23 protein-coding genes are annotated in these 24,409 nt (G+C 55.7%); 12 read left to right on the top strand and 11 right to left on the bottom strand.

Annotation, left to right across the window (positions count from 1 at the left end; translation table 11 throughout):
* Positions 1–128: 128 nt before the first annotated feature.
* From ACR0AL_RS04090 to ACR0AL_RS04055, 8 genes are all read left to right on the top strand, one after another.
* The gene (locus tag ACR0AL_RS04090; RefSeq protein ID WP_170348510.1) at positions 129–1,220 is read left to right on the top strand and encodes an ABC transporter ATP-binding protein; all 1,092 of its coding nucleotides are present in this window, start codon (positions 129–131) and stop codon (positions 1,218–1,220) included.
* Between the two features lie 110 nt (positions 1,221–1,330).
* Complete coding sequence (locus ACR0AL_RS04085) at positions 1,331–2,428, top strand: ABC transporter substrate-binding protein (RefSeq protein ID WP_170348511.1); 1,098 nt, start codon at positions 1,331–1,333, stop codon at positions 2,426–2,428.
* A gap of 70 nt (positions 2,429–2,498) precedes the next feature.
* On the top strand, positions 2,499–3,773 hold the full coding sequence (locus ACR0AL_RS04080) for an ABC transporter permease (protein WP_170358182.1): 1,275 nt from the start codon (positions 2,499–2,501) through the stop codon (positions 3,771–3,773).
* Positions 3,774–3,779: 6 nt separating this feature from the next.
* Positions 3,780–4,991, top strand: a complete 1,212-nt coding sequence (locus ACR0AL_RS04075; RefSeq protein WP_170358184.1) for an ABC transporter permease — start codon at positions 3,780–3,782, stop codon at positions 4,989–4,991.
* A 160-nt stretch (positions 4,992–5,151) separates the two neighbouring features.
* Complete coding sequence (locus ACR0AL_RS04070) at positions 5,152–6,372, top strand: aminopeptidase P family protein (protein WP_480646489.1); 1,221 nt, start codon at positions 5,152–5,154, stop codon at positions 6,370–6,372.
* Between the two features lie 134 nt (positions 6,373–6,506).
* Entirely contained in the window at positions 6,507–7,349 is an 843-nt protein-coding gene (locus ACR0AL_RS04065; RefSeq protein WP_480646491.1) for a glycosyltransferase family 25 protein, read from the top strand.
* Between the two features lie 128 nt (positions 7,350–7,477).
* A complete protein-coding gene (locus ACR0AL_RS04060) occupies positions 7,478–7,846 on the top strand; it encodes a group I truncated hemoglobin (RefSeq protein WP_170348516.1) in 369 nt (122 codons plus the stop codon).
* Positions 7,843–8,901, top strand: coding sequence for an adenylate/guanylate cyclase domain-containing protein (locus ACR0AL_RS04055; protein WP_170348517.1), 1,059 nt, complete (start codon positions 7,843–7,845; stop codon positions 8,899–8,901). The genes ACR0AL_RS04060 and ACR0AL_RS04055 overlap by 4 nt, the downstream gene beginning before the upstream one ends.
* Positions 8,902–8,904: 3 nt before the next feature.
* Here the strand turns inward: ACR0AL_RS04055 and ACR0AL_RS04050 are convergent, their stop codons facing one another.
* From ACR0AL_RS04050 to guaA, 9 genes are all read right to left on the bottom strand, one after another.
* Positions 8,905–9,519: a TetR/AcrR family transcriptional regulator gene (locus tag ACR0AL_RS04050; RefSeq protein WP_170348518.1), complete on the bottom strand. Its 615-nt coding sequence runs from the start codon at positions 9,517–9,519 to the stop codon at positions 8,905–8,907.
* A 75-nt stretch (positions 9,520–9,594) separates the two neighbouring features.
* Entirely contained in the window at positions 9,595–10,464 is an 870-nt protein-coding gene (gene ppk2 / locus ACR0AL_RS04045) for a polyphosphate kinase 2 (protein WP_170348519.1), read from the bottom strand.
* Between the two features lie 49 nt (positions 10,465–10,513).
* Positions 10,514–11,461 carry an alpha/beta fold hydrolase gene (locus ACR0AL_RS04040; protein WP_480662037.1) on the bottom strand — a complete coding sequence of 316 codons (948 nt, stop codon included), beginning with the start codon at positions 11,459–11,461 and terminating at the stop codon, positions 10,514–10,516.
* Between the two features lie 7 nt (positions 11,462–11,468).
* A complete protein-coding gene (metA, locus tag ACR0AL_RS04035; protein ID WP_170375071.1) occupies positions 11,469–12,407 on the bottom strand; it encodes a homoserine O-acetyltransferase MetA in 939 nt (312 codons plus the stop codon).
* A 39-nt stretch (positions 12,408–12,446) separates the two neighbouring features.
* Positions 12,447–13,319: an ATPase gene (locus ACR0AL_RS04030; RefSeq protein WP_480662035.1), complete on the bottom strand. Its 873-nt coding sequence runs from the start codon at positions 13,317–13,319 to the stop codon at positions 12,447–12,449.
* A gap of 542 nt (positions 13,320–13,861) precedes the next feature.
* Positions 13,862–14,752 (bottom strand): hypothetical protein, encoded by an 891-nt coding sequence (locus ACR0AL_RS04025; RefSeq protein WP_480646502.1) that lies wholly within the window; start codon positions 14,750–14,752, stop codon positions 13,862–13,864.
* A gap of 242 nt (positions 14,753–14,994) precedes the next feature.
* On the bottom strand, positions 14,995–16,128 hold the full coding sequence (locus tag ACR0AL_RS04020) for an OmpP1/FadL family transporter (protein WP_170348524.1): 1,134 nt from the start codon (positions 16,126–16,128) through the stop codon (positions 14,995–14,997).
* A gap of 121 nt (positions 16,129–16,249) precedes the next feature.
* Complete coding sequence (locus tag ACR0AL_RS04015; protein WP_170348525.1) at positions 16,250–17,155, bottom strand: DMT family transporter; 906 nt, start codon at positions 17,153–17,155, stop codon at positions 16,250–16,252.
* 95 nt (positions 17,156–17,250) lie between these two features.
* Positions 17,251–18,810, bottom strand: a complete 1,560-nt coding sequence (guaA, locus tag ACR0AL_RS04010; protein WP_480646504.1) for a glutamine-hydrolyzing GMP synthase — start codon at positions 18,808–18,810, stop codon at positions 17,251–17,253.
* Between the two features lie 81 nt (positions 18,811–18,891).
* On the opposite strand from guaA, the gene ACR0AL_RS04005 reads away from it, so the two are divergent.
* Entirely contained in the window at positions 18,892–19,329 is a 438-nt protein-coding gene (locus ACR0AL_RS04005) for a GNAT family N-acetyltransferase (RefSeq protein WP_480662033.1), read from the top strand.
* A gap of 282 nt (positions 19,330–19,611) precedes the next feature.
* The gene (locus tag ACR0AL_RS04000) at positions 19,612–21,156 is read left to right on the top strand and encodes a trimethylamine methyltransferase family protein (RefSeq protein ID WP_480662031.1); all 1,545 of its coding nucleotides are present in this window, start codon (positions 19,612–19,614) and stop codon (positions 21,154–21,156) included.
* On the opposite strand, the gene ACR0AL_RS03995 is transcribed toward ACR0AL_RS04000, so the two are convergent.
* Positions 21,157–21,456 (bottom strand): DUF6477 family protein, encoded by a 300-nt coding sequence (locus ACR0AL_RS03995; RefSeq protein ID WP_170375086.1) that lies wholly within the window; start codon positions 21,454–21,456, stop codon positions 21,157–21,159.
* A 241-nt stretch (positions 21,457–21,697) separates the two neighbouring features.
* Here ACR0AL_RS03995 and ACR0AL_RS03990 point away from each other — a divergent pair, with 241 nt between their 5' ends.
* Both ACR0AL_RS03990 and ACR0AL_RS03985 read left to right on the top strand, forming a co-directional pair.
* On the top strand, positions 21,698–22,819 hold the full coding sequence (locus ACR0AL_RS03990; RefSeq protein WP_170348530.1) for a DUF6456 domain-containing protein: 1,122 nt from the start codon (positions 21,698–21,700) through the stop codon (positions 22,817–22,819).
* A gap of 52 nt (positions 22,820–22,871) precedes the next feature.
* Positions 22,872–23,795, top strand: a complete 924-nt coding sequence (locus ACR0AL_RS03985; protein WP_170348531.1) for a hydrogen peroxide-inducible genes activator — start codon at positions 22,872–22,874, stop codon at positions 23,793–23,795.
* 50 nt (positions 23,796–23,845) lie between these two features.
* On the opposite strand, the gene ACR0AL_RS03980 is transcribed toward ACR0AL_RS03985, so the two are convergent.
* Positions 23,846–24,394 carry a peroxiredoxin gene (locus ACR0AL_RS03980; RefSeq protein ID WP_170348532.1) on the bottom strand — a complete coding sequence of 183 codons (549 nt, stop codon included), beginning with the start codon at positions 24,392–24,394 and terminating at the stop codon, positions 23,846–23,848.
* Positions 24,395–24,409: the final 15 nt, after the last annotated feature.

Here is a 24,409-nt window from a genome sequence, read left to right as displayed (position 1 = left end):
AATTGTAGTGCTTCAAATATATTTTTGGTTGCGCGGCGCGCCCTGCATGTCCTTAAATGTCCCCAATGGTCTTTGAGATCCGGATAAACCGGGCAACCAACAGACCGCACAGGGAGCCAAGTCGGTATATGTCCAATGACGCTGCGTTCGTCGAGTTTCAACGTGTCCAAAAGTCTTATGATGGTGAAATACTCGTTGTAAAAGATCTAAACCTCTCGTTACCAAAAGGTGAGTTTCTGACAATGTTGGGCCCGTCAGGGTCTGGCAAGACAACTTGCCTGATGATGTTGGCAGGGTTTGAAACCGCCACACATGGCGAGATCATGTTGGACGGGAAACCGATCAACAATATTCCCCCGCATAAACGTGGCATCGGGATGGTGTTCCAGAACTATGCCCTGTTTCCACACATGACCGTGGCCGAAAACCTGTCCTTTCCTTTGGAAGTGCGGAAAATGGGCAAGGATCAGCGCGAGGAAAAGGTCAAGCGCGCGCTGGATATGGTTCAGATGGGGGCCTTTGGCAGCCGCCGCCCGGCGCAGCTTTCGGGTGGTCAGCAACAGCGTATCGCCTTGGCGCGGGCGCTGGTCTTCGAACCCGAACTGGTGCTGATGGACGAACCGCTGGGCGCGCTGGACAAACAGCTGCGCGAACATATGCAGTTTGAAATCACCCGACTGGCGCATGAGCTTGGGATCACCACGGTCTATGTGACACACGACCAGACCGAAGCGTTGACGATGTCGGACCGTGTCGCAGTGTTTGACGATGGGCGCATTCAGCAATTGGCCCCACCCGATCTTCTGTACGAAGAGCCCGAAAATAGCTTCGTTGCGCAGTTTATTGGCGAAAACAATACGTTGGAAGGCGTTGTTAAATCCATCGACGGCGATTCATGCGTGGTGGCTTTGGACGATGGGTCTGAGATTGACGCCAAACCGGTAAACGTCCACAACCCGGGAGATCGGACCAAGGTTTCCATCCGCCCCGAACGGGTCGAGTTCAACAAAGATCGTCTGCACGCCGATGCGCATACGCTGAAGGCAACGGTCAAAGAATTCATCTATATGGGTGACGTGTTCCGCTTCCGCCTGTCTGTTGCGGGGAACGACGATTTCATCATCAAAACCCGAAACGCGCCGGATGCGGTAAAACTGCAGCCGGGCCAAGAGGTTGAAATCGGCTGGCTGGCCCATGATTGCCGGGCGCTTGACGCCTGAGCAAGGAAATACCCGCGCGCTCTGCCCGGACGCGCGGGATATCAGATGATCAGGCACCCCGTGACCTGATCTGAAAAGCTAAAATTAACGGGAATAACAGGGAGTTAACAATGAAAGTTACCAAAACCACTCTATTGGCGAGTGCGGTTGCCGCAATTGCTGGTGGCGCTATGGCCGAAGAGATGACAATCGTCTCCTGGGGCGGCGCGTATTCCAAATCGCAGTTGAAAGCGTATCACGAGCCCTATTCGGAAAAGACTGGTGTTACCATTCTGAATGATGACAGCTCGCCCGAAGGTGTTGCTAAGCTGCGCGCTATGAACGAAGCGGGCAACGTCACGTGGGACGTTGTCGATCTTGAAGCCGCTGACAATATTCGTGCCTGCGACGAAGGTCTGATCATTGAAATCGACCCGGACGTGCATTTGGCCCCTGCGCCCGATGGGACACCTGCGTCTGAGGACTTTGGTGATCAACTTGTCTCACCTTGCTATATTCCGACGATCGTATACTCGACAACCTTCGGCTATCGCACCGATATGGTGCCAGAAGGTGTAGAGCCTCCGACCGGAGCGTGCGATGTATTCGACCTTGAGAAGTATCCAGGCAAACGCGCACTCAACAAACGCCCAATCGCCAATATGGAATGGGCCCTGCTTTGTGATGGCGTAGCTTACGAAGACGTATACGACACGCTTGAAACTGAAGAGGGTGTTGAACGTGCGTTGGCCAAGCTGGACACGATCAAGGATCAGACGATCTGGTGGTCGGCCGCCGCCGAGCCGGTCCAGCTTTTGGCTGATGGCGAGATCTTTATGGGGTCCACCTATAATGGCCGTCTGTTCTCGATGATTGTCGAGCAGAATCAGCCTGTTGGCATGGCTTGGGACTGGCAGATGTTTGATCTGGACGGCTGGGCGATCCCAGCTGGTCTGAGCCCTGAGCGTGAGGCACGGGCCTTGGATTACATCCGGTTCTCGTCCGATACACAGCGTCTGGCGGATCAGGCAAAATACATCTCGTATGGTCCGGCACGTAAGTCCTCGGCGCCTCTGGTCGATAAGCATGCCGATCTGGGTATCGACATGGCACCGCACATGCCGACTGATCCGCGTAACGCGAAGAACACCTTTGTGAACAACTACGAATGGTGGGCTGACTACCGCGATGATCTGGACGCACGTTTCCAGGCTTGGCTGTCGCAGTAACCTTTCAAGTTCAAAAAACCAGTCAGGGGGCGGCACGCTGCCCCTTGACCCATAAAACCAAGGGGCACTGATGACTGACGCAAGCCAAAACGCAGGACCGATGCTGGCCGCGGACGGAACGCCGCTCAAGCAATCTCTGGCACGTTCACTAAGACGGCAAAAGCTGCGCGCTCTGTTATTGATTGCGCCCCTTCTTCTGTTCGTTCTGTTCTCGTTCATAATTCCGATTGCGTCGATGCTGTTCCGTTCGGTGGAAAACGGTATCGTGGAAAAAACGCTGCCTCTGACGGTCGTGGCGTTGGAAAATTGGGATGAAAAAAGCGGCGAACTGCCGGACGAGGCCGTCTATGACGCCTTTGTCAATGACATGATCATTGCGGTTGCTGAAAAGAAACACACCCGGTTGGGATCACGGTTGAACTATGAAGAACCGGGCATCTCGTCCCTGTTCCGTAAATCCGGTCGAAAAATCCGGAAATGGGACCCTGAAGCGGATGCGCCGTTCAAAGAAAAGCTTATTGACGCGGACAAAGGATGGGGGGACGTCGAAAACTGGCGTGTGATCAAGACCCATTCCCGAAACGTGACCCCCGGTTATTTTCTTGCCGCCGTCGATTTAAGGCTGACGCCCGACGGAGTTGCTGCGCAGCCGGAAGACAAGCAGATACTTGTAAAGCTGTTTGGCCGTACGCTGTTCATGTCCCTGATCATTACTGGGTCTTGTATCCTGCTGGCCTATCCGGTTTCCTACCTGTTGGCGAATTTGCCGATGCGTGTTTCAAACATGCTAATGATCCTGGTGCTGTTGCCCTTCTGGACATCGCTTCTGGTGCGAACTTCGGCTTGGAAAGTGATGCTGCAACAACAAGGTGTCATTAACGAAACTCTGGTTTGGCTTGGGTTGGTCGCAGATGATGCGCGACTTGTGATCATCAACAACCAGATCGGCACGATCGTCGCGATGACGCATATCCTGCTGCCGTTCATGATCCTGCCGATGTATTCGGTGATGCAGACGATCCCGCCGTCTTATACCCGTGCGGCCAAGTCGATGGGGGCCACCAACTGGACTACTTTCTGGCGGATTTACTTCCCACAATCAATTCCGGGAATTGGGGCCGGTTCGATCCTCGTGTTCATTCTGGCCATTGGCTACTACATCACGCCCGAGATCGTGGGTGGCACCAAGGGTGTCTTCATCTCGAACCGGATTGCGTATCACATCTCGTCCTCGCTGAACTGGGGACTGGCTGCGGCGTTGGGGACGATCCTGCTGGCGGTCGTCATGCTTCTGTACTGGTGCTACGACAAGATCGTGGGCATCGATAACGTGAAATTGGGATAAAATATCATGGCAGCACTTACACCAATATCCCGCAAGCCGTTGTCGATGGTTCTGCCCACAGTCGCCGCCGCCGGAGGTTTCCTCGGCATGTTCGTCGGGGCCGGGCAGGGCAGTGCCCTGCTGGGCATCCTGATAGGTGCCGCGCTGATGGCGGCGCTGGCCTGGGTCTATATCACGGTTCTGGACAATGAACGTGTCGCACGCTGGATCACCATTCTTGGGATGGGGGTGATCGGTTTTCTGTTCGCCGGATTTACGGGGTTGATCGTCGGCTTGTTGGCCGGTTGGTTCTTTGCCTTCTTCATCTTCTGGCTGTACGAGGGGCGCTATCGGCAAAGGCTGCTGCCCTATTTGACGGGCCAGCAGGTGTTTGGACATTACCTGTTTCGGGTTATCTGCGGCGCGATCTTCGTGTTCCTGATCACGCCCATCCTTGTGGTTTTGCCGCTATCGTTCAACGCGCAGGACTTCTTTACCTTCACGCCTGAGATGCTGCGTTTGGACCCCGAAGGCTACTCGCTGAAGCATTACCGTGATTTCTTCACCAACAATGAATGGCAGCGCAGCTTCAAAAACTCGCTGATTATCGCGCCAATCGCGACCATCATTTCGGTTTCACTGGGGACGCTTGCTGCCATTGGTCTCAGCCAGTCGCACGTGCCCGGTCGTCGGGCGATCATGGGTATCCTGATCTCGCCCATGATTGTGCCGCTGATCATTTCGGCCACGGGTATGTTCTTTTTCTACAGCGACATCGGTCGTTTCATGGAGGGAACATTGGGCATGGACAAGAACTTTGTCGGATACATCAAAGTTGTTCTGGCTCATGCGGTTCTGGGTATTCCGTTCGTTATCATTACGGTGACGGCGACGTTGGTCGGGTTTGACCGATCCCTGACTCGGGCCGCGGCGAATATGGGGGCAGGGCCAGTACGGACCTTCTTCAAAATCCAGATGCCGCTGATCTTGCCGGGCGTAATCTCGGGTGGCTTGTTCGCCTTTATCACGTCGTTTGATGAGGTTGTTGTGGTTCTGTTCGTCGGTTCGGCCAGTCAGAAAACGTTGCCCTGGCAGATGTTCACTGGCCTGCGCGAGCAGATCAGCCCGACCATTCTGGCGGTTGCGACCATTCTTGTTGTGATCTCGATTGCGCTGCTGACCACGGTCGAACTGCTGCGGCGCCGGTCTGAACGCTTGCGAGGTCTCAGCCCGGCTTGACGCGACTCGAAAGCTGATTTAGCGATTTCACCATGCACCTCGGTCACGATGGCGTCGTGACGCGACGCGGGGTGCATGGCTCTCGGTTCCCGAGGCCGCTTGTCCTGAACGCCGGGACTTGTGGCCGGGCTTTGCCTGTCCGGCATTGAGGAGAGAGATGATGAAAGACCTGAACAATCGCCCCGAGTTCTTCACCAGCCACAATGGTGACAAGGCGCCGCTCCCGTTCAGCAAGGCAGAATATGACCGACGTCTGGCCAGCCTGCGTGCGACGATGGCGGCACGTGATATCCCGGCGGTGCTGCTGACGTCGATGCACAACATCGCCTACTACTCGGGCTTTTTGTATTGCGCGTTTGGACGCCCGTATGGCTGCGTTGTCACCCAAGAAAGCTGCACCACGGTTTCGGCGAATATTGACGCTGGCCAGCCTTGGAGGCGCTCGGTCGAAGAGAATGTGATCTATACCGATTGGCAACGGAACAACTATTGGCGTGCGGTGGCCAGCCTGATTGGGCCTGCGGGACGGATCGGCATCGAGGGCGATCACATGACACTGGCAATGCGCGATACGGCGTTGGACATGTTGGGCGGGCCGGAACTGGTGGATATCGCACCGGATACGATGGCTGCGCGCATGGTGAAATCCGCGGAAGAAATTGATCTGATCAAAGGTGGTGCGCGTACGGCTGATGTCGGTGGCGCGGCCATCCACGCCGCGATCCGCGAAGGCGCGACCGAGATTGAGATCGCCATGGCCGGTCGCGACGCGATGGAGGCTGAGATTGCGCGCGCCTATCCAGATGCAGAATATCGCGACACGTGGGTTTGGTTCCAGTCCGGTCTGAATACCGATGGGGCGCATAACCCGGTCACAAAACGGGCGCTGCAAAAGGGCGATATCCTGTCGCTGAACACGTTCCCGATGATCTCGGGCTATTACACTGCGCTGGAACGCACCTTGTTTCTGGGTGAACCCGACGCCGAAAGCCTGCGCATCTGGAAGGCGAATGTCGCTGCGCATGAGTTGGGCCTGAGCCTGATCAAACCCGGCGCGACCTGCTCTGGAATCTGTGAAGAGATCAACCGGTTCTTCGCTGACGAAGGTTTGCTGCAATACCGCTCGTTCGGCTATGGTCATTCCTTCGGCATTCTCAGCCACTATTACGGTCGCGAGGCTGGGCTTGAGCTGCGCGAAGACATCGACACTGTGCTGGAGCCCGGTATGGTCGTATCCATTGAACCGATGCTGTGGATCCCCGAAGGCCAGAAAGGCGCAGGCGGGTATCGCGAGCATGACATCCTTGTGGTCGAGGATTCTGGTGCCGAAAACATCACCGGCTTCCCCTATGGCCCCGAACATAACACGATCAGCACCTGATCGGATCGGCAGGAAGGGCGATCTGCCTTTCCTGCCTCACGTTGACGGCAAGGGTCAGCGTGGTCATGCCCTGGTGGGGTTGATTGTCCGGCTCAGCGGTGTGTATCTGACGACAGTGTTTGAAAGGATGCGCCGTGGGACATTACGAACTGCCATCGGGAGTTGCTGCCTATTTTATTAACCTGGATCGGGTGCCCGAGCGAGCCGAGTTCATGGAAGGTCAGTTCGCCGACACAGGATTGCGTGGCGCACAGCGGTTCAGCGCAGTGGACGGTCAGCAACCCGGCGCACTGGATGACAATTGCTACGTTCCCGGCACCGGTACCCGATGGGGGCTTACACAAAGCGAAATCGCCTGCTTTGAAAGCCACCGCGCCGTTTGGCGGGTTGCTGTGGATCAGAACCTGAGCAAGGTTGCGATTTTTGAGGATGACGTTGAAATGTCGGCTCAGGCCGGGGCCGTCATCGCGGCTTTGCTGGCGGATGATGCGGGTTTTGATCTGATCAAGCTGGATTATTCGCCACGTTCCATGCGGTTCGGGCCGCTTGAGTCGATTGCAGACGTTCCAGTTCGCCCAATGTTGGAAATGGCGCCCAGTTCTGCTGCCTACATTCTGACGCAAGCGGCTTGTCGCAAACTGCTGTCCTGGTCTGAGGAGTATTCGGACCATCTGGACGACTTTATCTCGCTCCCACGTCCCGACTGGCGCATGTGTCAGTGTTTTCCGGCGGTGGGGGTGCAGATGATGTGGTCCAAGCAGCAGGAACAGACTGCCGAACCCGTCAAGGTTAGCGAGCGGTCGCAGGATCAGAAAACCAACAGCGGGTTGGACAAGGGGCCATTGGGGTTCCGTTTACGCCGCGAGCTGCAAGCCGCGCGGCGCAAACTGTATTGGCGCGCAGGCGGGCAGGACAGGTTGTTGGCACAGGGTGGGTTTGCGGGCTTTATTCCCTGCGCCGAAGACCTGAACGTCTAACTAGTTACATAGGCCGCCCAAAGGGCGTTCGTGACCATTGATCTGGTAACCCTCGCATAAGCGTTAACAAAACTGTCAGTTTGATATAAGCTTTCAGTGTTTTTGTGGTTGAAGCTTGGGTGTGCGGTGTGAGTCAGACAATCTATGAAAGATACGGCGGATTCAAAACGATCAGTCGGATCGTTATGACGTTCTATGAAATGGCATTGGACTCCGATCAGATCGGTGGTCATTTCGAAGACATCGACATGCCGCGCCTGATCGATCACCAGACCAAGTTCGTGTCTTCTCTGGTTGGTGGTCCTGCTTCCTTTAGCGATGACAGGATTGAGGCGGTTCATCGACACCTGAATATCTCTCATGCGGATTTTGATGAGATGGCCGAACTATTTGCCGAGGCCCTTTCTATGCACGGTATGGAAGACGGTCACATCAAGATCGCCTTGAACGCCATTGAATCCAAACGCGCAATTATTGTAACCCGTGACGCCGCATGAGTATTTCAGCGATAAACGAACAGTTGCTACGGGCGATCGGAGTTGGCGTGGCTGTTGTGCGTGCCTCAGACCTGAGTTTTGTGTTTCACAATGGGCCGTTTGCCGAATGGTTTGGGGTTCCGACCGAAGGACAGACTCTGCTGGATTTGCTCCCATCTTTGGATCAGCGTGAATTGGAGGACGTCAAGCAATCGGGGCTTCGATACACCGTTGAATTGCAGATCAAGCCGAAACGCAGAACGCTGATTTTTGCAACGGCTGTATCGCTTGCGAATGGCTTGTCTGAACAGGTTTTGGTTGTGGAATGCCAGAACATTACTCGCATCCGCGAGCTGGAAAGCATGATCGATAGCTACTCGACGATGGTCGAACGCAACACGCGCGAATTGGAGCGTGAGAAAGAGCGTGTCGAGCGGTTGCTGCTGAACCTTATGCCGCGGGCAGTGTACGAAGAGTTCAAGACCTTCGGTGTCGTCACGCCTCAGCTATATGATCAGGTGTCGGTGGTGATGCTGGATTTCGTGGGCTTTACCGATTTCGCCGCCAAGACCGATCCAACCGTCACGTTAAGCGAGTTGAACGACATCTTCACTGCGTTCGACCGTATCGTCGAACAATTCGGATGCGAGCGGATCAAGACCATCGGTGACGCCTATCTGGCGGTGTCTGGAATGCCTGACGCGACACCGGATCATGCCACGGCCGTGGCACATTGCGCCGTTCGCTTCCTGCGGTATCTGGAGCGGCGCAATGAAAGTCACCCCCATAAATGGCAGGCCCGGATCGGCTTGGGCATGGGGGCTGCGGTGGGCTCTGTCGTTGGGATACAGAAATACGTCTATGACGTGTTCGGTCCGGCTGTGAACATTGCTTCGCGCCTGCAAGTCTTTGCAAACCCAATGCATATCGTCGCCCCAGAAGAGATGAAATTTGCCTTGATTGATGAGTTCCAGGTCGCGGATATCGGGCGCGTGGATATCAAAGGCATGGGGGAAATGGAGTTGATTAACGTCACCTCTGGCCTCAGCGCACCACAGCCGCTGAGCAGGTTCTGATTGTCAGTCGTCCTGCGGCACCAACCCCAAACCCCGCAAATAAATGCCGATGCCGGATTCCAGCAAGTCTTCGGGTGAAAATGGGGAACTGGCGCCAGTGTTGCGGGCGTAAAGTTCAACAACGCCGTGGCTCATGGCCCAGATATGGGCGCTGAACATGGATGCGGGCGGGCGCTTTTCCGGTGGAATGTGTTGCGACAGATCAGCCGCCGCTTTCTCCAGTACTGCTTTGGCACGGTTTGCGGCCAAGGATAGTTCAGGCGTTCGATTGATCGAAATCCCGCTTTCGAACATCGCGATGTAGTGGCCAGGATGTTTGCGGGCAAATGCCAGATAGGCACGGCCTGTCGCCTCGAACGCGGCGAGCGCCGAGGGCTGGCCCTTGTCATAGGCGTATTGCATCAGATCCGAGAACATCTCGAACCCTTGCCGGGCGGCTTCGGCGATCAGGTCTTCGCGCCCGTGGAAATGCCGGTAAACCGCAGCGGGGGTGACGCCGGCGGTTTTCGCAGCTTCGGACAGGGTAAAGCCGGTCGGACCTTTTTCTTCGATCAGAGACAGGGCAGCCTCGATCAAAGCCTGTTTCAGGTTCCCGTGGTGATACCCGCGTTTTGTCATTCCTGCTTCAGGTGCCCTTTTTCAAGTTATAGAATTCATGACATAATTCGCGAAAAGACATTCGTCCACCACCTGTCACGCATCCCAAATCTCTGGCCCGCCACAGATATCGGGGTCATTCGCGCCTATGGCGTCTTCGTCCTTTTCGTCATAGTCCAGCGCGTGCAGAACCGTACGAATGGCCGCCAGCCGCGCGCGTTTCTTGTCGTCGGATCGCACGATGGTCCAGGGGCAGTGTTCCGTGTGGCTGCGCGTCAGGGTTTCTTCGATCGACTGGCTGTATTCATCCCATTTGTTCAGACCCGCGATATCAATCGGGCTGAGTTTCCACTGCTTCAGTGGGTCGGTTTCACGCGCCAAAAAACGGTTGAGCTGTTCTGCTCGTCCGACATTGAGCCAGAATTTAAACAGTTTGATCCCGTCATTCACCAAACCGGTTTCCAACGGCAGGACCTGTCGGAAAAACCGTTCACGTTCTTCTGCTGTGCAAAAGCCAAAGACGTTTTCAACAACACCGCGGTTATACCAGCTGCGGTCAAAGAACACGATCTCACCAGCGGCAGGCAGATGTGCGATATAGCGTTGAAAATACCACTGACTGCGCTCAGTGTCCGAGGGTTTGCTTAGCGCAACATTGCGTGCGCCGCGTGGGTTCAGGTTTTCGCGGAACCGCTTGATCGTGCCCCCTTTGCCAGCGGCGTCCCGACCTTCGAAAATAAGCAAAATGCGATGGTCAGTTTCCTTGAGCCAGGACTGCATCTTGACCAGTTCGATCTGAAGCTTTTCCATCTGTTTTTCGTATTCCTTACGCTTCATTCGTTCGTCGTAAGGGTAGGTGGGGTTCAGGATGTCGCCTTTTTCGGACTTTTCGATGGCCGAACGCACCTCTTTCGGGGCGTCATTCTTAAAGTACTTTTCGATGGAGCCTTTTTCGGAACGGGCCATGTGTTACCTCGCCATAAAATCCATATCCTACTATGGATTAGCGACGGGTCTAACGCAAACCCGCTCGTTGTGCGGCACGGTCGATGGCGGCAGCAACTTCTGGTGCAGCAACGACCTGTGGCATGTGCCCAATTCCAGGCAGTTCAATCAGTTCCGCGCCGGGGATTTGTTCGATCAGTCGATGTGAATGCCAGCCCAACCCAACGGTATCATCGGCGGTACCATGGACGATCTCGGTCGGCACGTCGATCTCGCCGTATCGCGGTTGTAGGGCGCGGACTTCTTCCAGCAAATTGGCGCGCTGCTTGGCATTTGCATGCATCGAAGCCCGGCGCATGGTTAGTCCGGGGCCGAAATGGTCGGCATATCCTTCGGGTGCGGTCTGCGGTGCGAACACCTTGTCCAAAGCTTTTTCAACGTACCATTCGGGCACAAAGGCAGTGATCAGGGGCAGGGCGGTGACATTGCCGGTGGGTGTCGCCGCCAATGTGTTGAATCCGTCCAGAGGTGTCTCCCACGGGATGGCGGCAGCTGCGATCAGGACCAGCCCCGAGATATTGCCTGGCCGCGTAACAGCCCAAGCAAGTGAGACGGATCCGCCATAGCTTTGCCCTGCGACGATGGGCTTTTCCGCACCTAGTTGCGCGGCAGCCTTTTGCAGGATTTCCGCTTGCTCCTCAATGGTCTCACCGTCCGGATTGAAGCTGGCGCTATACCCCAGACCCGGTCGGTCAAACACAATCACACGGTAGTTTTCCGCCAGGATAGGAGCCAGGGCAAAGGTCATGTCGCGCGTGTTGCCGCTGGACCCATGGATCAGCACAACATCCGGGCCTTCACCCATCACCACCGCATGCACTGGGATGCCATTGACTTCGACGATTTGACCTTCGGGGGGAAAGGCGGCTTCGGCACGGGCTTCATTCCGACCAGCGCGCCAGAGTGCGAGGGCCCACAGCAAGACCAGCAAAGTCAAAGCTATGAGGCCGACGCGCATCACCGGATCAGGCCCTCAGATCGGTCTGATCGACACCGATCCGATTGATATCATAGGGCGTTGTCCCATAAATCTCGCTGATCCAGTTGCCATAGAGCAAATGCGCATGGCTGCGCCATCTGTTCTGTGGTGTCTGGCTTGGATCGTCGTCCGGATAGTAATTCATGGGCACGTTGATCGGCGTGCCGTTGGCAACATCGCGGTCGTATTCTTGTTTCAACGTATCGCTGTCATATTCGAAATGGTTGAAGATATAGATGGCACGATGGTTCCGATCTTCGACCAGACAGGGACCGACATCGTCGCTGCCCAGCAGAGTTACCAAACCGTTAGCGGCGTCAATCTCATTTTGTTTCATTTCCGTCCAGCGGCTGACCGGAATCACGCAATCATCCGAGAATCCGCGCAGGAACGGCGAGGCCGGATTAAGGTTCGCATGCCGGAAACAACCAAACGCCTTAGCGTCCAACATATGTTTCTTGACGCCATGGAAGTGATTGATCATCGCCATTCCACCCCAGCACACACCAAAGGTAGAATGCACATTGGTCTGCGTCCATTCGAACACTTCGCGCATTTCGTCCCAATAGGTGACGTTGTCGAATTCCAAATGCTCAATCGGGGCACCGGTGATGATCAGCCCGTCAAATTTCTCGTCCTTCACCTCCTGAAAAGGGCGATAGAATTCGGCCATATGCTCGGCCGCGGTGTTCTTGGTGCGGTGTTCCGTCATCCGGATCAGCGACAAATCGATCTGCAACGGAGTCGCCCCGATCAGGCGGGCAAACTGATTTTCAGTCTGAATCTTCTTGGGCATCAGATTCAGTAACCCGATCCGCAGGGGGCGAATGTCTTGACGCATTGCCTGATCCTCGGCCATGACCGATACGCCCTCTTGGGTGAGAACTTCAAATGCGGGCAGGTCAGAGGGGATCTTGATCGGCATCAGGTACAAGCCTTTGGAGTTACAGTGTAGAGGCGGTAATTAAGCCCGGTTTGCGCGGGTCTCAAGGGTGCGTTCGATCAACTCATCGAAATCAGTGGCATCACGGACCTTGTGCATGTCATCAGCGGTGACTGTTACACCCCAATTGTCCGCCATCGCCTGATAGCGGGGTTGCCGATGCGCCAGCGCCTGCGCGTAAGTCCAGCGGATGAACGCGTCGGGGTCTACATCCTCGGATCGGCAGTTATACTGGGTCAGATAGTCTTCCCAAACACGGACCAGAAATTCGGGCTGATAAGACATCGGTTTGGGCGCTTTATCAAAGCGGCTGATCAGCTCTGCCGTGTGATCTTCATCCCCTTGAATCCAAATCATCAAGGTTTGGCGAGACAGTTCGGACAACACGTGATCTGTAGAATTTTCCGGGTCTACCCATTCGCAGATCGACCCGCCGGTGTCGCAGATAAAATGCGGGTATTCGTACAGACGTTGTGCCCGGTCGATGAAATACTCGGTATCCAGAAGCGCGTGAATCTCCGCCTGCCGGAATTGTTCCTGCCTGCGTTTGTATTCGGGCAGTTCCAAACCACCTAGCGCCGGATTTCCGGGCTTACCCAAATAGGCGGCGACAGGCGTCAGGTTCTCGAACGAGATATTCGAGCCGATAAAGATCGAATCCGACAACAGCAGTTCGCGCAGAAAGGGGACTTTCATCGCCTCGGCTTTGGCATTGTCGGCGATGTATTCACCCATGTACCGGGTACCGATGCGGTAATCGATCGAATAGTGGAACCAATCGCCCGAGTCGCGCAGCACGTTCGACACATAGGTTTTGCCCAGGCCCGACATGCCAAAGAACAGCACCTTTTTTCGCGCCGCGTTGCGCCAATCTTTTGCCGAGCTGTAGATCATTGTCCGCCGTCCTTTTTTCCGACCTTGCTAAAACGGGCAGCGGGTGGCGTCAATCGTGTGTACCCGAACGGATTTGGATCAACGGCCTGATGGCGGCTGCACCGTCTAGTATCTAAGCCCCACCTTTATGGCGAGAGATCAGATCAGGTGCTCATCGTTTAAAAAACAATGCCCCTGTGGTGACGCCAAAAACCGTCGTCACTGACTTTAGAGCCCAGGTCAGTACGGTCTAGATATGAAATCGCCCCCGGCCCGCAGGGAAAACGGAGCCGCTTCGTCCAACAGACCCATAACAAAAAAGCCATACAAAGGCGCGGACGGCGCAAAAAAGTTAAACGCTGGATTGGGGTAACCAGCCAACGCATCAGCATAGCCCAGAACACGCCAAGCAAAAAAGTTCGCCCAATTCGTTGGGGAAAGGTGTATTAGTACGGCCTTGCCCGTTTTTATTTTCCAAGATTCTACCGAGTTGGAAACCGCGCAAAGAAAAACCCTGCCGCACAGGCAGGGTTTTCCAGAGATTTGCAGGTTGTACTAAACCCTCAGAAAGTGGTGTCTTCCAGCGTTGTCAGAGCGTTGTGACGCGGGGCCATCGCCGCACGCGCTACGCTGTTGAGCGGAGTGGAGGAAGTGCGACCGCCAAGAGGGAAGGTCAGACCAAAGCGAAGGGTGTCGATATCGCCGCTTGCACCGCCGACATCGATATCCGTTCTGGCCAACTCCAGAGACACTTGGCCTGGGATCTCGCTGATCTCAAGCAGGTTATAATCCACGCCGATGCCAAGCGTTGTGTAGTCCAAATCAAGATCGCTAAACGACTGATGCACGAGACCTGCATAAGTCCCCCAACCGCTGTTGAACCGATAGTAACCGCCAAGGCCAACACTATATAGGTCAAGGTTTACGCCACCACCTGACACGTCGCTGCGAACATAGTGACCGCCGAATACGGCACTATCCGACACTTGATAGCGGAATCGTGCGCCGAAATCGGTCCAATCCGTGCCGTTTGGCAGGCTTGGGGAGGTTTCCGATTCGCCGATCCAGGCTTCGAACCCGGCATTTTCAACGACATACCCGCCCGAAATACCGTACGAAGTCACATCGCTGGAAAGGTTGAGCCCCAGACCAGAATCGAAATCGGCATAGTCGAGATAGCCACCAAGAACGCCGCCGTTGTCAAATTGGTAGTTCAATGTCGTGCCCAGATCCCACAGGGAAACATCCCCGGAAACATTGTCGGGATCGGCCTTGTAATACTTGGCGTCAAAGCCCCAGTGCAGACCGTTGTCGAAGCTCAAAGTACCGGTGAAATCGCCGGTGAAGGTGCCGAAATCGCCACCGCCGTTGGAAATGGAAGATTGTCCATAGCCCAAGGTGGCAGCACCGTTAAATTCCTGTGCGCCTGCAATAGCCGGGGTCAGTGAAATCATTGCTAATATTGAAATTTTGCCTGGATTCAACAATGTAGTGTCCTCTTTTTTTGTTGTGCCGGTCCCCTAGTTGATCCGGCCAGGGACCGACAGAGAGAAAACTAATGTGAGATTGTGATACCGACGAATTCACGGAAACTGTGGCTTTAACGCAATGAGGTTTCTGGAATTCATATTTTGGATAGCCCGCAAAGAAAAACCCCGCCGGAAGGGCGGGGTCCAACGTTTCACTCTGTTGCGGATCAGCCCAGCGAGTAGGTGATTTGGAAGCCGACGCTCCAAGCGCTGTTGCCGCTGAATTCTCCCCCGGTGGTGGTAGTGGCGTCTCCAATGTCTGTATACCGGACACCACCGGAAATCTGAGCGCGTTCGAGAGAGTAGGTTCCACCGAGCCCAAGGCTCCAGAACCCATCTGTCGGGCCCAAATTTGTGACTTCGGAACCAGTGGATGTTTCATATCCAGCAGTTACCGCACCCGAAAACTCTTCCGAGAACTGATAGCCGAGCCCCAGCGTATACGTGAACGTATCATCTTCGTAGTCGACGAGGTTATCCCCGACAATGTTGACATAGTTGGGCGGCGCAAAAACAGTTTGCGGCCAGTCCACCCATCGAATTGAACCAAACAGCAATGTTTTGGGGGCTACACCGGTTTGGAAATCCAGATTGATGGATTGAGGTGATTCAATCTCAGACTCGGTTTCCGCTGTGACCAGTACCGCACTAGGCGGGAATACAGGCGGCACGAAGTTGAATGACTCTGTCTGGGAAAAATCGTGTGTGATTTTTGAGTTGTAAGTCAGAGCCACACGTGCGGCAATTTCTGGCTTTTCCCACGCAACGCCGACGACATACCCAAATGCGATGTCAGAATCTGTGTCGACTTCGTACCCCGCAGCGGCGGGTACTGCCACGTTGGCTTTCAAACGTTGCGCGCGCAGACCTCCGATAGCGCTGAAGCCACCGTCGAATTTATACCGAACAAGCGCAGTAATTGCGTCCACATCCGCTTTGGCGCGCAGAACATCCGTGCGCCCACCAAACGGCGTTGTCGGGTTAATCGACAACGGGTAGTTTGACGGATACTCGATATCCGCGCCGAACGGCTCATCATAGACCAGTGCGAAATCCAGCCTGTCTGTAAAAGCATGTTTATAGGCTAAATGCGGTGTGAAGAATGACTCGGCAACATTGCCGGAATCCACGCCATTTTGAGTGCCGCTTACGCTTGGATCAGTATAGCCGAGACGGAATTGTACAACTGATCCCTCTTCGAACAGGATATTGACACCCTGTCCGCTACGATCCAGACCGCCGGCGTAAGCTCCTGTTGTCCCAACGCACACCGCGCACGCCTGTAGAAGCGCTTTTTTCATTCTGTCCTCCCAAAAGGTGTCCTGTTATTCAGACCGGACTATCGAGTGGTGAAGGCCGATCTGTCTTGTGGTGCTCGATACTTTCTTGAGGGTTATATTACCGTCAACTAGTGACGGTGCGTTATTCAGGGTGAGTGTGTCGGGAAACTGTTGCCAAACTGTTACGATTTTCGGCGTGCACGTTCAAAAAGATGCCCGAAAAGATCACGACGGCCCCTAGCAGCGTCCAGTGATCCAGCGGCTCGTGGTACAGAATCATTCCGATCACGGCAATTGTGGGCAGGCGGACAAAATCGAACGGTACAACCACAGTCGCAGGCGCAATAGCCAGAGCGTTGGTGATGCAATAATGCGCCAGTAGTCCTGCCAACCCAATCAATACCAGGAAGGGGATCGTGTTCGCGGTTGGCAGAGCGATCTGCCCATCGATCCCTGCGGCCATCAATCCCAGGACAGCCTGCATGACGGTCAGCCAGAACATGATGCATCCAATGCTGGCAAAACGGGTCAGGGTTTTGGTGGAAATCGTTGTAAATGCGAAGAATACCGCAGACATGGCAGCAGCCAAAATACCAGCGCTCAGAGGCACGGCACCGGGGCGGGTAATAAGCAGGACACCGGCAAAACCAATCAAGGCAGACAGCGCGCGTACAGGTGTTAGCCGTTCCTTCAGCAGCAGCGGAGACAGCAGGATCACCCAGATGGGTTGCGTGAACTCAAGCGCAAAAACCTGTGCCAGAGGAATGACGGTTACCGCGTAGAACCACAAATTCTGACCAATAAAATGCGTCAGGTTTCGGACGCCGTGCAGCCCCAGTCTGTATGTCGAGACCTGATCCCATTTGCGCGACAGTGTCAGAATCACCGCTACAACGAGGATGCCGACGAGGCTGCGGTAAAACATGATTTCGAATGTATCGTGGGCCACGCTCAATTCGCGGCCGGCAACCGCCATCGATGAGAAAGAGGCAATTGCCCCCGTCATCCAAAGCGCGGCTTTGCCGATCTGCGGTCTGCTGCTGTCCATTTACCTGCCTGCGGGAATCGCGAAATTCTAATTTAAAACCTATGGGTTTCTTGCAGGACTTAAACAAAAAAGCCGGGTCAAAGCCCGGCTTTTTGTCATTCCCACTCAATCGTTCCCGGAGGTTTCGAGGTGATGTCATATGTGCATCGGTTGATGCCCTTGACCTCGTTGATGATCCGCGTGGCGGTCTCACCGAGGAATTCGTGGCTGAACGGATAGTAGTCGGCGGTCATGCCATCGACCGAGGTTACAGCCCGCAGCGCACATGCATAATCATATGTGCGTCCGTCACCCATCACACCGACGGTGCGTACCGGAAGGATGGCAACAAAAGCCTGCCAGATATCATCATACAGACCGTGTTTGCGAATCTGGTCGATATAGATGGCGTCGGCCTCGCGCAGGATTTCCAGTTTTTCACGGGTGATCTCGCCTGGGCAGCGAATCGCCAGACCCGGCCCGGGGAAGGGGTGGCGCCCGATGAAGCTCTGCGGCAAGCCAAGTTCGCGGCCCAGTGCGCGAACCTCGTCTTTGAACAGCTCTCGCAGGGGTTCGACCAGTTTCAGGCCCATCTTTTCAGGCAGGCCTCCGACATTGTGGTGCGATTTGATCGTGACCGAGGGGCCGCCCGAGAACGAAACCGATTCGATCACGTCGGGATAGAGCGTGCCCTGGGCCAGGAATTCGGCCCCTTCGATCGTATCAGCGTGTTTCTGGAACACGTCGATGAACAGCTTTCCGATGATCTTGCGTTTGGTTTCCGGGTCGGATTGGCCGTCCAGCTCTCCCAAAAACAGGTCGCTTTCATCTGCGTGTATCAGCTGAATGTTGTAGTTGTCGCGGAACATACCGACGACTTCTTCGGCCTCGTTCTTGCGCAACAGGCCGTGATCGACAAACACGCAAGTCAGCTGATCACCAATCGCTTCATGGATCAGGATCGCCGCGACCGAGCTGTCGACGCCGCCGGACAGGCCGCAGATGACTTTTTTGTCGCCGACTTGCTCGCGAATCTTTTCGATCATCTGTTCGCGATAGGCACCCATGGTCCAATCGCCGTTGAAGCCAGCCAGCTTTACGAAGTTTTCGTACAGTTTCGCGCCTTTGGGCGTGTGGTGCACCTCGGGGTGGAACTGAACCGCATAGAAGTGACGGTTGGTATCAGCCGTGATCGCATAGGGCGCGTTGGGTGAGGTGCCGAAGACCTCGAACCCGGGGGCGATGTCGCTGACGTGGTCTCCGTGGCTCATCCAGACTTGTTCGTCGCCATCCGCGAACCAGCCGTTCAGAATATCCAGTTGGCTTTTCGGAGTGACAAAGGCGCGACCGAACTCGGCAGTGCCGTGGCCGCTTTCGACCTTGCCGCCAAGCTGATGCATCATGACTTGCTGTCCATAGCAGATGCCAAGGATCGGCACGCCATAGTCAAAAATCTCTTGCGGGGCGCGGGGGGACCCCTCGCGCGTCACGCTGTCCGGCCCACCGGAAAAGATCACGGCCTTGGGCGCCATTTCGCGTACAAAGTCCATCGTGACGTTTTGATAGGGGTGGATTTCACAATAGACATTCAACTCGCGCAGGCGGCGTGCGATCAGCTGCGTCACCTGGCTGCCGAAGTCGATGATCAGAAGGCGGTCATGGGATGTCTGGCTCATGACTGGCTCTTAGGTCGCGCGGCGGTTATGTGCAAGCGTTATGAAGGCGATTTCAGTCAGATGCGGAAGGAGATGGGATCAATGGCCGTCATTCGTTTCACGGATGCAACGCAGGATGACGTCGAGGCGGTCACAGACTGCATCAGGGCGGCTTATGCCAAAGCGCGTAGTTCTATCGATGATCTGCCTGATGTGATGAGTGGTTTGGCGCAAGATATTGCGGAACGTCGCGTGGTCCTGGCCCGCTGCGATGATGGGTTGGCTGGTGTTATTGTGTTTGCGCAACAGGGTGCTGTGATGAAGGTTATCAATCTGGCCGTGTCACCGTCGGCCCAAGGACAAGGTGTCGCTGGAAAACTGCTGTCACGCGCCGAGGCCGAAGCGCGCGAAGTTGGCTGCACCTTTATGGAACTGCGTACCCATCGTCTGATGCAAGATACGAGGGCGATTTACGCGCATCTCGGCTGGATCGAAACTGAAGTCGCCGGGAATTCGGTTGCGATGCGTAAAAACCTTTGAGGTTTGTCAGCCCGTCAATTTAGATTTCTCACAACCATCTTGCGAAATGCGACGTACCCAAATTCTGTCGCGTAAAGGAGTTTTCGCTCAGCTAGCGGTTAGACGGATTTTGCGATTTCGGTTCCATGCTTTTATCATGAGCGTCAGGAATTAGTGGTTCAAACGACATCGAATAGGCGATCATGTCGCTTTTACCCCTATAGCGCCGTAATCCACGTCTGGTGTGATCTGCGGTTCCGGTAACACGATTTGCAACGTGAACATGACTAACGGGATTATCTCATGGCAGAGGCAAACACCCGACGCAGAGCCAGAGGCGGTGGTGGTGCCGCCCGCAGGGCCGAGCGCACCGCAGTTCGAATCGAAACTGCAAAATACATCGAACGGAATATTCCGAATTTCGAGGTCCTCAACGCGGAAGCGTTGGAGATCATTGAAACCAATGCGGAAACCATTCTGGCTGAGGTCGGCGTCAATTTCGTCGACAATCCAGGTGCGTTGCAGCGCTGGAAAGATGCCGGAGCCGATGTCGATGGAGAACGTGTTCGCATCCCGCGCGGTCTGGCGCGCGAGCTGATCAAAACTGCCCCCAGCGAGTTCACACAACACGCGCGCAACCCCGAAAAATCGGTTGTCATCGGGGGGCGCAATCTGGTGCTGGCGCCGGTCTACGGCCCTCCATTCGTGCGCGACGCGCAAGGTGGCCGTCGCTATGCGACCATGGACGATTTCAACAAGTTCGTGAAACTGGCCTATATGTCCAAGTGGTTGCACCACTCGGGCGGGACTGTGTGCGAACCGACCGACGTGCCGGTGAACAAGCGTCACCTGGACATGCTGATGGCGCATATGACCCTGTCGGACAAGCCATTCATGGGCTCGGTCACCGATCCCAGCCGGGCGCAGGATTCGGTGGAGATGTGCGAGATCCTGTTCGGCAAAGAGTTCGTGCAGGAAAACACAGTGATGACCTCGCTGACCAACATCAACTCGCCGATGACCTTCGACGACGTGATGATGGGGTCGCTTGAAGTTTACGCGGCTAACAATCAGGCCTGCATTATCTCTCCCTTTATCGTGGGTGGCGCGATGGCACCGGTTTCGGTGGCAGGGACGCTGACGCAGGTTCTGGCCGAAGTTCTGGCCGGTGTCGCGTATAGCCAGATCATCCGTCCGGGTGCCCCGGCGATCTTTGGGGCCTTCGTGTCGTCGATTGATATGAACTCGGGCGCGCCGACCTTTGGTACGCCTGAGGCGTCGATGGTCACCTATGGTGCGGGTCAGCTGGCGCGTCGCCTAAACCTGCCGTTCCGCTCGGCCGGGTCGTTCTGTGGCTCGAAACTGCCCGACGCGCAGGCTGCTTACGAAACAGCAAACTCGCTGAACATGGGCCTGATGTCAGGCGTGAACTTCATGCTGCATTCCTGCGGTTGGCTCGAAGGCGGTCTGGTTGCGGATTTCGAGAAGTTCGTCATGGATGCGGATCAACTTGGCGTGCTGCACGGCTTGGCCAAAGGCGTGGCTTACGACGAGAACGCGCAGGCGATGGATGCGATCCGCGAAGTCGGTCCTGGCGGCCACTATCTGGGTTGTGCGCATACGCAGGCGAACTTCAAGGACGCGTTCTGGAAGTCGGAAATGCTGGACTACAAACCGTTCGAAACCTGGGAAGATGAAGGCGGGCGTGACACGCGTCAACTGGCCTCTGCTCGGGTCGAGCATCTGCTGGCCAACTACCAGCAACCGCAACTCGACCCGGCAATCAATGCTGCTCTGAACGAGTACATTGACAAGAAAAAAGCATCCATGCCGGATGCCTTTACCTGATCACTGATATTGCGCGGCGCGGCTGGCCTGAAACAGCTGCGCCTCGCCCAACAACGCGATCAGCAGGTCCAAATGACGGACCAGCGAATAGGCTGCGTCCTCTTCTACGCGCTGCGCGTTAACCTCTCGCTCCATTTCCATCAGCCGCATCAGAGCCGCGCCCGTGCCGGGTAGTGATCCATAGCCAAGGATGCGCTGCAGGTGCCGATCCCGGTCATAGTCCTGCGCCCCGTGTTTCGCGGCCCGTGCCAACAGGCGAGGGCGGCGGAGGGTGGTAATCATGGTCATCAGGTCCTGCATTCCGGGGTTCCCTTGTGTGAGTGAACGTCCCTGAATGTGTGACACAACCTAAGCGGGTGTTGCCTTGATTGGGTTCGCGCCGAACTCTGACTTCATGAGTGTTTATGTTTTTGAATCAAATCTGGTCCTTGTCGCTGCGGGTTAACGAACGAGTAACGAAAGCAACTCTAGTTAGAATTGGTTAACAAATTCATCGGGGGCGATTGAAAACAGATTGTTGTGTCGACGAGGGCAAGTAACTATGGAAAACAACATGGCATTCACCATTCCGGCTTGGGTACCTGAGGGGGCACAACGATACCTTGCCCACACAGAGACCGGACAGTCGATCCGCGATATTGCGCGATCCGCAGGGTGCCATGCTTCGACCATACTTAGACAAATCAGGCGCATCGAAATGCGACGGGACGATCCCTTGGTGGATGCCGCGCTACAATCTCTGGCGGAAACGCATTTCTCGGATTCAGCCGATGGCACGGGCCCGATCCAATTCGGGGCCTTGGCTGTGACCGAAGAGGAAACCGCCGCCGCCAAGGACGAAGAATTTTACCGCGAGGCACTGCGAATTTTGCGCCGTTTGTGTGAAACGGGGTCAGTGCTTGCGGTGGCTGAGGAAATGGACAAGGCCGTGGTGGTCCGCGACACCGGAGACAGCGGCGCCACACGAACAGCGGTTGTGGATTGCAAGATTGCGCAGGCGCTGGCGCTGAAAGACTGGATTTCCTGCGACAATCCCGGACGGATTTCGCGGTATCGGATTTCTTCGTCGGGCCGCTCGGCACTGAGCCGCCTTATTGCCGAGGCCGAGAACAAAGCGCGTGAGCGTAGTGAATTTGGAATGGCAGATGCACAAGCGCCGTTCCAAGCGCAAATGGCGCCCTGTCAGAGCGTGACTGCAAAACCCGACCGGCCTCGGCGGATTCGTTATAGTGCAGCGGAAAGCCCCCTGATCGCATTGGCACGTCGGCGAGATCGGGACGGAAAGCCTTTTCTTGATGAAACACTTGTGGCGGCGGGCGAACGCCTGCGTGAGGATTTCGAACTGGCGCAGATTGGTCCTCAGGTCGCACAGAATTGGGACCATTTTCTGACTGCAGGGGGGCGCGGTGGTTTCAACAGTGAAGCCCATGCTGGGCACGGGGCGTCGGACGCACGGGATCGGGTTGAACATGCTTTGTCAGATCTGGGTCCGGGTCTCAGCGATGTTGCTTTGCGCTGCTGTTGCTACCTCGAAGGGCTAGAGCTTGCGGAAAAGCGGATGGGCTGGTCGGCGCGCTCGGGCAAGATCGTGTTGCGGATCGCGTTGCAGCGGCTCAAGCGGCATTATGAAGGGCAGTCCGAGCGCAATCGCATGATCGGATAACGGTGCGATATGTTTTGGTTGCACTTGGGTGGATGGGTGATAATCAAAGGTTATGAATTTTACCCTTAGACAGCTGAAATACTTCAGTGCAGTCGCAGAACAGCGCAATTTCGGTCGGGCCGCCCAGGTGTGCCACGTGTCTCAGCCCGCCTTGTCCGTGCAGATCAAGGCGTTAGAGGACAGTTTGGGCGGTCCGCTTTTCGAACGTCAGGCGCGTGATATTCTGCTGACCCCGCTAGGGCGCGACGTGCTGGATCATGCGCGTCAGGTTCTTGGAGCGGCGGACAGGTTAGATCAGTTTGCCAAGGATCGCTCTGGGGGGCACAGGTCGTTGGCGATCGGGATCATCCCAACGATCGCGCCGTATTTACTGCCGGGTGTGCTGGCTGGGTTGCGATCGTCCGATGTGTCGTTGCGCGTGCAGGTGCGCGAAGCCAGAACAGAGCGTTTGCTGACTATGCTGCGCGCCGGGGAAATCGACGCCGGCGTCATGGCTTTGCCCGCCGGTGGGAGTGAGTTGTTTGAGCTGCCTCTGTTTCAGGATCGCTTCCTGTTGGCTGGCAGTTCAGCGCGCTTGAAGGGCATGGTCCCCAATCCCGAAGCATTACGGCCGCTGGACCTGCAGACCGCGCAACTGATGTTGCTTGATGACGGTCACTGTCTGACCGATCAGGCGCTTGAGGTCTGCGGTCGGGATCGAAGCAGCGGCCTGATCAATATGGGTGCGTCATCGCTTGCGACGTTGTCACGATTGGTGGCTGAGGGGTTTGGTCTGACTCTCATGCCCGAACTGGCCGCGCGCGCGGAATCTGACGCTGTTCCCGGATTGAAACTGCTGCGCTTTGGCACGCCGCAACCGGCGCGGACGGTTGGTCTGGTCCGGCGTGCATCGACTGTGGGCGAGGATTGGTTCGACGGTCTGGCTCAGGTCATCCGCCAAGTCGGAGAAGGCATCGTCACCGCAACACGCGCCTGAAATGAAAAGACCCGCCATGGGCGGGCCTTTGCTTTGATTTAGCGCGAAGCTTAGGCCAGTGCGGGTTCTTTGGCTTCGTTCAGGTGTTTTTTAAGGTTGTCCGGGGACGACACGCCATAGGGGTCTTCAGGGCAGTTATCCATCAGGCCGGGCTCTTCGAACCATGCCTCAACCACACCGTCATTGACGATGGCGGCATAGCGCCACGAGCGCATGCCAAAACCCAGATTGTCCTTGTCGACCAGCATGCCCATCTTGCGAGTGAACTCTCCAGATCCGTCTGGAATGACCTTGACGTTTTCCAGACCTTGGTCCTGTGCCCATTTGTTCATGACAAAGCTGTCATTCACTGACATGCAATAGATGTCGTCGATGCCTTTTTCCTTGAATTCGGCATAACCGTTTTCAAAACCGGGCAGTTGGTAGGTCGAACAGGTAGGGGTGAATGCGCCGGGCAACGAGAACAGGATCACCCGTTTACCGGCAAAGTAATCTGCAGTGGTCTTGTCTTCCCAACGGAACGGGTTGGGGCCTTCGACAGCCTCGTCACGGACGCGGGTGTGAAAGGTTACGTCAGGCAGTTTAGTACCGGATTTCATGCTCAATTTCCTGTG

The sequence above is a fragment of the Ruegeria sp. BB1 genome (assembly GCF_056539465.1).
Note: the sequence above shows the minus strand (reverse complement) of the source record. Positions and strands in the feature narration are given on the sequence as shown.